The organism is Sphingobium ummariense RL-3, assembly GCF_000447205.1.
Taxonomy (GTDB): domain Bacteria; phylum Pseudomonadota; class Alphaproteobacteria; order Sphingomonadales; family Sphingomonadaceae; genus Sphingobium; species Sphingobium ummariense.
Genome location: NZ_AUWY01000047.1, coordinates 63,300 through 76,374 on the forward strand (window position 1 = coordinate 63,300; position 13,075 = coordinate 76,374).

Below are 13,075 nucleotides of genomic sequence, written 5' to 3' on the forward strand. Positions count from 1 at the left end.
GCTGCCAACAGACATGAGGAGTTCGCGTGGCCTTTTATTCCTCAAGCCTGTCGAGGATCGGGCAGTCCGGTCGCTCGCCGCCCGCGCAATTTCTGGCGAGATCAAGCAAGGTTGTGCGCATGCCTTCAAGCGCGCGAGCCTTACGTCCCAGTTCCTCTGCGCGGGCCAAGGCCAGCGCCTTGACCTCGCCGCTGGCACGGTTGCGGTCGGACCACAGCGCCAATAGCGAACCGATCTCCTCGATGCCGAAGCCGAGATCGCGGGCGTTGGCGATGAAGTGCAACCGGTGGACGTCGGCGTCGCTGTAATCGCGGTAGCCGCTGTCCCGCCGCGCGGCCGGCGGGATCAGCCCGATCTGCTCGTAATGGCGGATCATGCGTTCCGATACGCCGCTGGCGCGCGCTGCGGCACCGATGTTCATAGCGCCTGCCGGTTCAGCCGCAGGGCATTGGTGACGACACTGACCGAGGACAGAGCCATCGCAGCGGCGGCGATCATCGGCGAGAGCAGGATGCCGAACAGCGGATAGAGCAGGCCTGCCGCGACCGGCACCCCGGCGGCGTTGTAGATGAAGGCGAACAGCAGGTTCTGGCGGATGTTCGACATGGTCGCCTGGCTCAGGCGCCGGGCGCGTACGATGCCGGTCAAGTCGCCCTTGAGCAGGGTCACGCCCGCGCTTTCTATGGCGACATCGGTGCCCGAGCCCATCGCGATGCCAACGTCCGCAGCGGCGAGCGTGGGCGCATCGTTCACGCCATCGCCCGCCATGGCGACGACGCGGCCCTCCGCCTTGAGCCGCGCGACGACGGCACTTTTCTGGTCGGGCAGGACATCGGCCTCGACCTCGTCGATGCCCAGCCTGCGGGCGACCGCCTCCGCGGTCGTGCGGTTGTCGCCGGTCAGCATGACGACACGGATGCCTTCACGGCGTAGGCCTTCGAGTGCTTCGGGAGTGGTGGGCTTGACCGGATCGGCGATAGCGATGGCGCCGCCGGCCTGCCCGTCGATTCCGACGAAGATGGCGGTCGCGCCTTCGCGTCGCAGGTCATCGGCCGCCGATGAAAGCTCCGCCGTGTCGATGCCTTGCTCCGTCATGAACCGGGCGTTGCCGAGCACGATTGTCTTCCCCTCGACGATGCCCAAAGCGCCGCGGCCGGTGGGTGAGTCAAACTCGCTCACGGCAGAAAGTGCAACGTTGCGGGCCTTGGCGGCCTCAACGATCGCGAGCGCCAAGGGGTGCTCCGAGGACCGCTCGACGGCCGCAGCCAGGCGAAGAATATCTTCATCGATGAACCCTGCCGCCGGCACGACCGCGGTGACTGCCGGATGACCCTGGGTCAGCGTCCCGGTCTTGTCGACGACGAGCGTGTCGATCTTTTCCATGTGCTCGAGCGCCTCGGCGTTCTTGATCAGCACGCCGAGCCCGGCGCCGCGTCCGACGCCCACCATGATCGACATCGGCGTAGCAAGCCCGAGCGCGCAAGGGCAAGCGATGATCAGCACCGCGACCGCCGCGACGAGACCATAGGCGAAGCGCGGCTCAGGACCCCAGATGCTCCATCCAGCAAAGGCGAGCACGGCTATGGCGATCACCACTGGGATGAACCAGCCCGAGACCTGATCGGCCATGCGTTGGATCGGCGCGCGGGACCGCTGGGCTTCGGCGACCATCTGGACAATGCGAGCGAGCATCGTGTCGCGCCCGATTTTGGTGGCGGTGATGACGAGGGCACCGGTCTGGTTGAGCGTGCCGCCGATCACGGCGTCGCCCTTGGCCTTGGTGACCGGCATGGACTCCCCAGTGACCATCGACTCGTCGAGCGAGGACCGCCCGTCCTCGACGCTGCCGTCCACCGGTACTTTCTCGCCAGGGCGCACGCGCAGCCGATCTCCGACGTTCACGGTTTCGAGGCTGACCTCTTCCTCGGTGCCATCGGACAAGAGGCGGCGGGCAGTCTTAGGCGCGAGGTCGAGCAACGCCTTGATCGCGCCCGATGTACGTTCGCGGGCGCGCAGTTCGAGGACCTGGCCGAGCAGCACCAGCACGGTGATGACCGCCGCAGCCTCGAAATAGACCGCGACGCTGCCATCGGCGTTGCGGAAGGCAGGCGGGAACAGCGCGGGCGCCAGTGCGGCGACCATGCTGTAGGTCCACGCCACGCCGGTGCCCATCGCGATCAGCGTGAACATGTTGAGGTGGCGGGACTTCAACGAAGCCCACCCCCGCTCAAAGAACGGCCAGCCGGCCCAGAGCACGACCGGCGTCGCCAAGGCCAGTTGGATCCACGTCGAAAGCCGCATCGGCACGAGGTGGTGGATCGCCGGAAACAGGTGCCCACCCATTTCAAGCAGGAAGACCGGCAGTGCGAGCACGAGGCCGATCCAGAAACGCCGCGTCATGTCGGCAAGTTCGGGATTTGGCCCGTGATCGAGCGACACCGTCTCCGGCTCCAGCGCCATCCCGCAGATCGGGCAGGCGCCTGGATGGTCCTGCCGGACTTCGGGGTGCATCGGGCAGGTCCAGATCGCCCCTTCCGGCGAATCGACGGGGGCGGCCCGCCTTAGATAATATTCGGGATCGGCCACGAACCTCGTCCGGCATTTGTCACTGCAGAAATGCCACTCATGGCCTGCATGCATTGCGTGATGCCGGGTCTTCTCCGGGTCGACGGTCATCCCGCAAACGGGGTCCTGGATTTGTGCCAGGCCGGCCTCGCCGTGCTGATGCTTATGCTCGCAATGCGCCATGTTTCACCTGCTTCCTCTATGACGCTCTCGTCTCTGCACCTTGACACCATGTCAGGGTCAAGCGGATTTTGCCTCCCGGCGTTGCCGGGTTCGAAACCGGTACCACGCCAGTGATGACCGCCGTGTCCGTGGCACATGAAGAGATGTATCGGCGGACAAGGGAGAAAGAGCCCATTTGCGGCAGCTTCCGGCACAAGCGGCCGTAACAACATCGCCCTGATGGTCATGGACGGACACGCATTCACTCGAAGAGAGAGGCAGTTTCCTGCATCATAGCGGTGCGGAGGCAAGGGCGGGCGCGTGCGCTGATATTTGCCCTCCCGGCTGGCATTGCGAGCTATCACGCCGTTCACGGGATCATGCAGCTTGCGATCGATCCGACACAACGCCCTCGGCGATGAGTTGGGCCGGCGCTGTCGTCATTGCGTCGGCCTGGGTTGATTTTCAATCCATTGTCAGGACGTGGCGCTGCGCGCCTGAACCTCGCGAGAAATCCGCCCTGCGGTTAACCTGATCCTGGAAGGCAGGAACAGGCCAAAGCCGTCCCTGTCACCCGCCACCATCACGGCCTCGTCTTAATGCGCACAGGCCGTCAGAGCGATATCGGGGATGGTCGAGCCCTCCAGCACGGATCGATAACAGGAAACAACCGGCTGAAAAGCGCGACGGAGAGACTACGGTCCAATACCTCCGTTGACGCGGTCAGCCGGTAGTGGATGGTGTCCTAGTTTGAACTGGTCGAGAGCGTGGCTCGTATTTGGTAGTCGCGCAAGCGCTTACGAGCTTTGGCCAGTTCTTTGTCGATGAAGAGGCTCTGCCATCCATTAAATTAGCTGACCTATTTGCCGGGCGTCGCTCGCCATGCCCGTGATCGCCGAGACGGACAATGTGGCGCGTCAACGCCATCAGCAGCAAATCGGGCGTCTTGCGGGATGCGTCAATGACGGGAACGGATTTCTGCGCTATCCCTTCCGCTAACCCTTTTTGGGCACTGTGGCGGGGTAGGGAGCATGGACCTGGGCGGCTCCGAAGAAGACCGGCGTTGAACCGGATCGCATTGATCCTGATCGCGCTGACCTATGGCGCGTCGATGTTCGGCGGCGCGGCCTGGGCGCAGCGGCGGCGCGCGCAACTCGAACGCTCGCCCTTCCGCTTCTATGCCTATGCACTGGCGCTGCCGGTCTATTGCACGAGCTGGACCTATTTCGGGGCGGTCGGCATGGCGGCTGCGCAGGGATGGGGCTATCTGCCCATCTATGTCGGGCCGATGCTGCTGTTCCTGCTCGGCGGTCCCTTCCTCATGCGCCTGACCGCGGCCGTGCATGCCGAAGGGGCGACCTCCATCTCCGACTTCATCGGCTCGCGCTTCCAGAAAAGCCGTGGAGTGGGGGCACTGGTGACGTTGCTCGCGCTGCTGGGCACCATCCCCTATCTGGCGCTGCAGCTCCGGTCCGTGGGTATCAGCTATGCGCTGGTGTCGGGGACGGGCGCGGTGATCCCTCCGATTCTGTGTGTCGCCGCCGGGTTGGCGCTGTTTGCAATCCTTTTCGGCACGCGTGTCTTTGACGCCGCCGCGCGCAACGAGGGCGTGCTGTTCGCGGTGGCGGCGGAATCGGTAGTGAAACTGCTGGCGCTGTGCGGCATCGCGCTGTTCGCGATCCTTCTCTTCGTACAGGCACCGGGCGCCCAGCAGGCGGCGGGCCTTGCCGCACTCGCCCGGACCTTCCGGCCGACAGCGCTCGGCATCGACTTTCCGGTGGTGACGCTGATCTCGGTCATGGCGATCCTCTGCCTGCCCCGGCAATTCTATATCGGCGTGATGGAGGCGCGGGCACCGGCCGACATTGTTCGCGTCCGCTGGACCTTCATCCTCTACCTGCTGCTGACGGTGCTGGCGGTGGTTCCCATCACCCTGACTGGCCTGGCGCTGCTGCCGGACGGCGCGCAGCCGGACTTCTTCGTCCTGGCGCTGCCGATGGACGCGGGCGCCGGATGGCTGGCGCTGCTGGTCTTCCTGGGCGGGCTGTCGGCGGCGGTGGCGATGGCGGTGACGGAAACCATTGCCCTCTCCACCATGGTCTCCAACGACCTCATCGCTCCTTTCCTGTTGCGCAGCCAGTCGGAAGGCGCCAATTTTGGCCGTATCCTGCTGCTGGTGCGCCGAGCGACGATCGTGTTGCTGATGGGATCGGCGGTCGCATATGCCGCCTTCATACCGGGTGACGCCCAGCTTGCATCGGTGGGGCTGATCGCCTTCGTCGCCATGGCGCAGTCCGCGCCGGCGCTGGTCATGGCGGTGCTGCGGCCGAACAACGACGCCGCCGCCGCCAAGGCCGGGCTTTCGGTGGGGCTGATACTATGGCTCTACACGCTGTTCCTGCCGGGCGTGGGCGGACACCTGCTGCCCGGAACCCTCGAGAACACGCTGTTCGACCCTCATGCGCTGCTCGGCATCGGCGGCATGAGCGCGATCACCCATGGCGCGCTGTGGAGCCTGGGCGGCAATATGGTCGCCTTCGGGGTGGTGGCAGCCCGCCGTATCGATCGGCGCGACCTGTCGCTGCGCATATCCCGGCAGCGCGGCATCGTCCAGATTGATCATCGCGGCGCGCTCGCTGAGATGGTGGAACGCTTCGTCGGGCCGGAGGCGGTGGCCGAGGCGCTGGGCGACGGCGACCCGTCCGCCCCGATCGACCGGGCCAGCGCGCGGACGGCGGAGCGGCTGATCGCCAGCGTTGTCGGCGCATCTTCCGCGCGCGCCATCATGGCTTCCGCCTTGTCGGGCGCGAGCCTGGGGATCGAGGATGTCACGCAGCTGCTCGACGCCTCGGGCCAGAGCCTGCATTTCTCGCAGGGGCTGTTGGCGGCGACGCTGGAGAATATCGACCCGGGCGTCAGCGTCGCGGACCGCAACCTGCGGCTGATCGCCTGGAACAGCCGCTATCTGGAGCTGTTCGCCTATCCGCCCGGCATGGTGCGAGTAGGCGCGCCGATCGCCGACCTCATCCGCTTCAACGCCGAACGCGGGGAGTGCGGCCCTGGCGAAGTGGAGGGTCATGTCGAGCGGCGGCTCCACCATATGCACAGTGGCCACGCCCACAGCTTCGAGCGGCACCGGGCCGACGGACGAGTGATCAAGACCGTCGGCGGCCCCATGCCCGACGGCGGCTATGTGATGTGCTTCACCGACATTACCGCAGAGGCCGTGGCGCGCGAGGCGCTGGAACGCGCCCGCGCCGAACTGGAGCGGCGTGTCGCCGAGCGGACCGCCGAGCTGTCGGAAGCGAATCGCAAGCTCGCCTTGGCGATCACGGACAAGACGCGTTTCCTGGCGGCGGCGAGCCACGACCTGCTCCAGCCGCTCCATGCCGCGCGCCTGTTCTGCGCCTCGCTGCAGCGCGACATCTCCGACCAGGGCAGGGTCAAGCTGGAGCGGGTGGATCGCGCGATCGAAGCCGCCAACGACCTGCTGCGCGCGCTGCTCGACATATCAAAGCTGGATGCAGGCGGGATCGAGCCGCATCCCACCCATTTCTCGCTGCGCCTGTTGCTGGCCGAACTGGTAGACGGCTTCGAGCCGTTGGCATCGGAGCGCGGGCTTTCGCTGCGCCTCGGCCCCGGCGACGCGGCGGTTTTCCTCGATCGGACGCTGCTGCGCTCGATCCTCCAGAATTTCCTGTCCAACGCCATCCGCTACACCCGTCGGGGCGGCGTGCTGATCGGTATCCGCAAGCGCGGCGCGATGGTGCGGATCGAGGTATATGACAGCGGCATCGGCATTCCCCCGGAAAGCCAGGAACGCATATTCCGCGAGTTCGAGCGGCTGGAGAGCGAGGGCGAACATGGCGTCGGGCTGGGCTTGGCGATCGTCGAACGGTCGGCGCCGCTGGTCGGCGGCGAGGTCGACCTGCGTTCGGAACCCGGCCGGGGCAGCCGCTTTGCGATCACCGTCCCGGCCGCGGCGCGGCCGGCCGCTGCAACGGAGGTGCCCGCTGCACGCATCACCGATCCGGTACGCGGCCAGCGGCTGCTGGTCGTCGACGACGATCCGATGATCCGCGAGGCGATGGCCGCCTTCCTCACCGACCGGGGCCATCGCCCGCTCGTGTTGCCGGGTGCCGTGGAGGCGCTCGCCTGCCGGGAATCTTTTGATGCCGCGTTGATCGACTTCCACCTGGGTACGGATGACGGCATAGACCTGATCACCGCAATGCGGGCGGTGCGGCCAAGCCTACGTGCCGCGCTCATCACCGCCGACCGCAGCCCCGCAATGCTGGAGCGCGCGGCGCAGCACGGTATCGCGGTGCTGAGCAAGCCGCTGGCCGCGCCCGCGCTTGACGAATGGCTCGCGCGCGGGACGGCGAAGCAGGAAGGATCAGTGCTGAAAGCCCAGGCCTAGCGCCCGCGCGGCGAGCGCCGCCTGCGTCCGGTTCTGCACGCCCAGTTTCGCCAGCACTGTCGTCATATGCGCCTTGATTGTGGACTCGGTGACACCGAGCTCATGGGCGATCTGCTTGTTGAGCTGGCCGGCCAGCACACCGAGCAGCACGCGAAGCTGCGTCGGCGTGAGCGAGGCCACCTTTGCGGCCATGTCGTCGACCTTGTCCATGGCGTACGGGGCCGCGATGGGCGTCCCCGAAAGCGCGGCTGCGATGGCGTCCTCGATTGCCTCGAGGTCCTGGTCCTTGCCGATGAAGCCCACCGCGCCGAAGCGCCGCACCTCGGGCATGGCAACGGCCGGGTCCGCGCTGGAGATCACGAGGATCGGGACGGACGGCCGCTCGGCATGGAGCAGGGCGACGCCCGAATAGCCTTGGACGCCCGGCATCTTGAGGTCGAGGAGGATCAGGCGGAGGTTCGCCGCCCCGGCGGTCAGACGGACGGCGTCATCTAGCGTGGCCGCCTCCATGACGCAGGTGCCGGGCGCCACTTCTCCGGCCGCAAGCATCAGCGCCTGACGGAACAGCGGGTGGTCGTCCGCGATCAATATGCTCCCGCCCGGCACCTCGTTCCCTCGTCCTCACTGTCTCGCGGAATGCCTTCAAGCGGGGGTCAGCAACCGGCTGTCAGCGATCAGCCGCTCCACCACCGAAGGGTCCGCAAGGGTGGATATATCACCCAGGGAGTCGGTGTCGCCCTCCGCAATCTTACGGAGTATACGGCGCATGATCTTGCCGGATCGGGTCTTGGGCAGGCCGGGGGCGAACTGGACGATGTCAGGCGTCGCGATCGGCCCGATCTCACGGCGCACCCAGCGCACGATATCCTCGCGCAGCGTCTCGCTACCCTCCTCGCCGACATTGAGCGTCACATAGGCGTAGATGCCTTGACCCTTTATCGGGTGAGGCATGCCGACCACGGCGGCCTCGGCAATCTTTGCATGAGCGACGAGTGCGCTTTCTACCTCGGCCGTGCCCATGCGGTGGCCCGACACGTTGATGACGTCGTCGACGCGACCCGTGATCCAGTAATAGCCATCCTCGTCCCGCCGCGCGCCGTCGCCGGTGAAATAGCGGCCGGGGAAGGTCGAGAAATAGGTCTGGAAGAATCGTTCATGATCGCCATAGACGGTGCGCATCTGGCCGGGCCAGCTGCGTGCGATGCAGAGATTGCCCTCGGTCGCGCCAGTCAGTTCCCTGCCCTCGCCATCGACCAGCAGCGGCTCCACTCCGAAGAAAGGCAGGGTAGCGGAGCCGGGCTTGAGATCCGTGGCGCCGGGCAGGGGCGCGATCATGATCCCGCCGGTCTCGGTCTGCCACCAGGTGTCGACGATCGGACAGCGCCCTTCGCCCACGACCCTGTGGAACCACTCCCAAGCCTCGGGATTGATCGGCTCGCCGACGCTGCCCAGAATGCGCAGCGACTGACGCGAGGTGGCGGCGACCGGCCCGTCGCCCTCGCGCATCAGCGCGCGCAGCGCCGTGGGTGCGGTGTAGAAGATAGCGACGTTCCATTTGTCGCAGACCTGCCAGAAGCGGCTGCTGTCGGGATAGCTCGGCACGCCCTCGAACATCAGCGTGGTCGCGCCGTTGGCGAGCGGGCCGTAGACGACATAGCTGTGGCCCGTCACCCAGCCGATGTCGGCGGTGCACCAGTAGACCTCGCCCGGCCGATAGTCGAACACAACGTCGTGGGTCATCGCGGCCCACAGCAGATAGCCGCCGGTGGTGTGCAGCACGCCCTTGGGTGTGCCGGTGGACCCCGAGGTGTAGAGGATGAACAGCGGATCCTCCGCCCCCATTGGCTCGGATGGGCAGTCGGCGCTCACCAGCGCCCGCTCGGCCGCATACCAGCGGTCACGTCCCGGAGTCATCGGCACGGGGTTGCCCGTCCGGGCGACGACCAGCACCGTCTCGACCGAGGGGCAATGCGGGAGCGCCTCGTCGACGCTCTGCTTCAGCGGCACCTTGCGCCCGCCGCGCAGCCCTTCGTCGGCGGTGACGACCAGGCGGGAATCGCAGTCGCGGATGCGGCTCGCCAGGCTGTCGGCGGAAAAGCCGGCGAAGACGACGCTATGGATCGCGCCGATCCGTGCGCAGGCGAGCATTGCATAGGCGGCCTCCGGAATCATCGGCAGATAGAGCGTGACGCGATCGCCCTTGCGGATTCCGTTGGCCTTGAGGACATTGGCGAAGCGGCACACCTCCTCGTGCAGCATCCTGTAGGTGATGACGCGTGATTCCTCGGGATTGTCGCCTTCCCAGATGATCGCCGCGCGCTCGGCCCGTTCGGGCAGGTGCCGGTCGACGCAATTGGCCGCGACGTTGAGCACGCCGTCGGCGAACCAGCGGATCTGGAAGGCGGCTTCGTCGAAGCTGCTCTCGTCAGACCGGGTGAAGTCCCTGATCCAGTCTAGCCGCCGCGCCTCGCGCCGCCAGAAGCCGTCGGGATCGTTCCGAAGCTGGTCCAGCCATTCGGCCCGGCGACGCGCATCGACCCGCGCGCAGGCCCTGATGTGGGACGGAATCGGATGGCGCTTCTCGCTCACGGGGTCTCTCCTGACTTTTCCGGAGAACATAGGGGCGGGCCCGGCGGGAGGCACCCCCGACCAAAGTACCAGGGCCCCGCGACCATGGTCCTGCTTCCGCGGTACCCCTCCCGCATCCATGATCGCCCCATCGAACACGGACTCGCGACGACAGCGGGACGGAGATGAAGGAGAGCAGGATGCCCAACGTGGTGTTGTGGGGGCGGCTGTTGGCGGGCGCGGCGTCCGTTTGCGTCGCCCCGTCCGCCATTGCCGCTCCCCAGGCCTCGCGCGAGGCGGAGCTGGAGGTTCGGCTGCAGCAGTTGGAGATCGCGATGGCGGCGCTGCGCAGCGAACTGGCAGATACCCGGGCGGCGCAGCGAACCATGGCGGACCAGGCCGCCGCTTCCGCCGAGGCTGCGCAGAAAGCGCAGGCCCGCGTCGCCGCGCTGGAGGCAAAGCCGGCGGCGCCTGTGGAAGGCTTCAACGTCGGCGGCACGACCGTAAGGCTCAACGGCTTCATCAAGACGGTCGCCAGCGGCACCCGCTATGACGACGGTTCGGTCGCCACCGGATCGCTGGGCAAGGATTTCTACCTGCCCCAGACCATCCCGGTGGGCGGCAGGAGCAGCAAGGATTTCGTCGCTCACGGCAAGCAGACACGGCTCTGGCTCTCGACCGCAACGTCGGTCGGCACGCATACGCTCAAGGGCCTAGTGGAGTTCGACTTCCAGACCTCCGCCGGCACCCAAGGGTCGCAGCGTACCACTAACGGCTATAATCTCGCACTGCGGCGCGGCTTTGTGACCTTCGACAACCTGCTGGTTGGGCAGGAGTGGTCGAACTTCCAATATGTGGCGGCGCTGCCCGAATCGACCGACTTCGTTGGCGCGACCGAGGGCACGGTCTTCGTCCGCGAAGCGCAGGTCCGTTATACGAAAAGGCTTAGCCCTGCCACGACGCTCTCCGTCTCGGCGGAGAATCCGGAAACGGCGAGCATCACCACCGCCTCCCCCGCACTGGTCGAGAACGACCAGGACCGCACGCCCGACTTCACCGCCCGGCTGACCTTGACGGAGGACTCCGGCGAGTTGTCACTGGCCGGCGTGATACGCGACTTGTCGGCCGACAACGGCGTCGCCAGCGACACGGCGCTCGGCTGGGGCGTCAGCGCGGCGGGCAAGATCGGCTTCGGGCCGGATAAGCGCCACGACCTGCGCTTCATGGCGAGCTATGGCGACGGCATCGGCCGTTATCTCGGCCTCAACTTCGCGCCCGACGCGGTGTTCGCCGGCACGCCGGGGAGCCGGTTGGAGACGGTGAGGAACTTCGCCGGCTTCGCCGCGCTGCGGATCGGCTGGACGCCCGTCCTGCGCTCCAGCATCATCGGCAGCTACAACAAGGCGAATTATCCCAGCGGGATCGTCATACCGGATCTCGCCAACCTTCGGGCCTGGAGCACTGCGGTCAATCTGTTCTGGACGCTGGCCAACGGGTTCGATGTCGGCGCAGAATATCGCCATGGCGAGCGTAAGCTCGCCAGCGGCTCAAGTGGACAGCTCGACAGGATCGAATTTGCTGCGAAATATACATTCTGACCGCATCCCAGGAGAGGACGCATGGCGACGAAATACGACACTTTGCCCAAGCATCATCGGGCCACGCAGAGCGAGAAGCTGGTCATTGCCGCTTCGTCGCTGGGGACGGTCTTCGAATGGTATGATTTCTATCTCTACGGCCTGCTGGCCACCTATATCTCGGCCCAGTTCTTCTCGGGCGTGAATGAGACGACGGCATTCATCTTCGCGCTGGCCGCCTTCGCCGCCGGCTTTGCCGTCCGGCCCTTCGGCGCGCTGGTGTTCGGGCGGATCGGCGACCTGGTAGGGCGCAAGAACACTTTCCTCGTCACCATGGGCATCATGGGCCTGTCGACCTTCGCGGTCGGGCTGCTGCCGAGCTATGCGTCGATCGGGGTCGCGGCCCCCATCATCCTGCTGGTCATGCGGCTGGCGCAGGGCCTGGCGCTGGGCGGCGAATATGGCGGCGCGGCCACCTATGTCGCCGAGCACGCGCCTGAGGGCAAACGTGGTCTCTATACCAGCTGGATCCAGACGACCGCCACCTTCGGCCTGTTTGCGGCGCTGTTGGTGGTGATCGGCTTCCGCTTCACGCTGGGCGAGGACGCGTTCGCCGCCTGGGGCTGGCGCCTGCCCTTCCTGATCTCCATCCTCCTGCTCGGCGTGTCGATGTGGATCCGCCTGCAGCTCAACGAAAGCCCGGTCTTCCAGAAGATGAAGGAGGAAGGCACCACGTCGAAGGCGCCGCTGACCGAGGCGTTCGGCGAATGGAAGAATCTGCGCTGGGTCATCATAGCGCTGCTGGGCGCGGTCGCGGGCCAGGCGGTGGTCTGGTATGCGGGGCAATTCTACGCGCTCTTCTTCCTCGAAAAGACACTGAAGGTAGATGGCGCCACGGCGAACATCCTGATCGCCATCGCCCTGGCATTGGCGACACCCTTCTTCGTCGTCTTCGGCTGGCTCAGCGACCGGATCGGCCGCAAGCCGATCATTCTGGGCGGCTGCGCGCTGGCGGCTTTGCTCTACTTCCCGCTGTTCTCCGCCCTGACCGGGGCAGCCAACCCCGCGCTCGCCCGCGCGCAGGCCTCGGCGCCCGTCTCCATCACCGCTAGCCAGGCGGAATGCGCCTTCCAGTTCGACCCGGTGGGCAGGAACAAGTTCGATTCCTCAGGCTGCGACATCGCCAAGGCCTATATGGCGAAGGCAGGCGTCAGCTACGCCAATGCCGATGCCCCTGCAGGCACGCCCGCGCTGGTGAGGATCGGCGGAGCCAGCTTCACGGCGCCCGATCCCGGCACGCTGGCCGGCGAGGAGAAGATCGCCGCGATCGCCGCCTTCCAGGACAGTCTGAAAGCAGGCCTTGCCGCCGCGGGCTATCCGGCCAAGGCGGACCCGGCACGGATCAACAAAGTGGCCGTCGTTGCGATCCTGTGGGCGCTGGCGATGCTGGTGACCATGGTCTACGGCCCGATCGCGGCGATGCTGGTGGAATTGTTCCCCAGCCGCATCCGCTACACATCCATGTCGCTGCCCTATCATGTCGGCAACGGCTGGTTCGGCGGCTTCCTGCCCACCACCGCCTTCGCCATGGTCGCCGCGACCGGCGACATCTATTACGGCCTCTGGTACCCCGTCGTGATCGCCGCAGCCACTGTCGTGATCGGCCTCCTGTTCCTGCCCGAAACCTTCCAACGCAATATCGACGCATAGACAGCCACACGGCGCACCTTTCGACCATCGTCGAATGGCGAAAGATGCGCCCAAGGCCCAGAAAGGAAGAGGA

At 66.3% G+C, this 13,075-nt stretch carries 8 protein-coding genes; 3 read left to right on the plus strand and 5 right to left on the minus strand.

Annotation, left to right across the window (positions count from 1 at the left end):
* Nucleotides 1-34: 34 nt before the first annotated feature.
* Genes cueR through M529_RS50715 form a run of 3 tightly spaced genes read right to left on the minus strand, consistent with a single transcriptional unit; the run spans nt 35 to nt 2,975 of the window.
* The gene (gene cueR, locus M529_RS30235) at nt 35-421 is read right to left on the minus strand and encodes a Cu(I)-responsive transcriptional regulator (RefSeq protein WP_021317002.1); all 387 of its coding nucleotides are present in this window, start codon (nt 419-421) and stop codon (nt 35-37) included.
* Nucleotides 418-2,748, minus strand: a complete 2,331-nt coding sequence (locus tag M529_RS30240; RefSeq protein ID WP_021317003.1) for a heavy metal translocating P-type ATPase — start codon at nt 2,746-2,748, stop codon at nt 418-420. Before M529_RS30240 ends, cueR begins: the two co-directional genes overlap by 4 nt.
* Complete coding sequence (locus tag M529_RS50715; protein ID WP_152522541.1) at nt 2,673-2,975, minus strand: DUF2933 domain-containing protein; 303 nt, start codon at nt 2,973-2,975, stop codon at nt 2,673-2,675. Before M529_RS50715 ends, M529_RS30240 begins: the two co-directional genes overlap by 76 nt.
* Before the next feature lie 815 nt (nt 2,976-3,790).
* Between M529_RS50715 and M529_RS30245 the strand changes: the two genes are divergently transcribed.
* The gene (locus M529_RS30245) at nt 3,791-7,147 is read left to right on the plus strand and encodes a hybrid sensor histidine kinase/response regulator (protein ID WP_021317005.1); all 3,357 of its coding nucleotides are present in this window, start codon (nt 3,791-3,793) and stop codon (nt 7,145-7,147) included.
* Here the strand turns inward: M529_RS30245 and M529_RS30250 are convergent.
* Nucleotides 7,124-7,735 (minus strand): LuxR C-terminal-related transcriptional regulator, encoded by a 612-nt coding sequence (locus tag M529_RS30250; protein WP_021317006.1) that lies wholly within the window; start codon nt 7,733-7,735, stop codon nt 7,124-7,126. The two genes, M529_RS30245 and M529_RS30250, sit on opposite strands and share 24 nt — an antisense overlap.
* Before the next feature lie 54 nt (nt 7,736-7,789).
* Nucleotides 7,790-9,736: an acetate--CoA ligase gene (gene acs / locus M529_RS30255; protein WP_021317007.1), complete on the minus strand. Its 1,947-nt coding sequence runs from the start codon at nt 9,734-9,736 to the stop codon at nt 7,790-7,792.
* Nucleotides 9,737-9,915: 179 nt separating this feature from the next.
* Here acs and M529_RS30260 point away from each other — a divergent pair, with 179 nt between their 5' ends.
* A complete protein-coding gene (locus M529_RS30260; RefSeq protein WP_021317008.1) occupies nt 9,916-11,313 on the plus strand; it encodes a DcaP family trimeric outer membrane transporter in 1,398 nt (465 codons plus the stop codon).
* Between the two features lie 21 nt (nt 11,314-11,334).
* Nucleotides 11,335-13,002, plus strand: a complete 1,668-nt coding sequence (locus tag M529_RS30265) for an MFS transporter (RefSeq protein WP_021317009.1) — start codon at nt 11,335-11,337, stop codon at nt 13,000-13,002.
* Nucleotides 13,003-13,075: the final 73 nt, after the last annotated feature.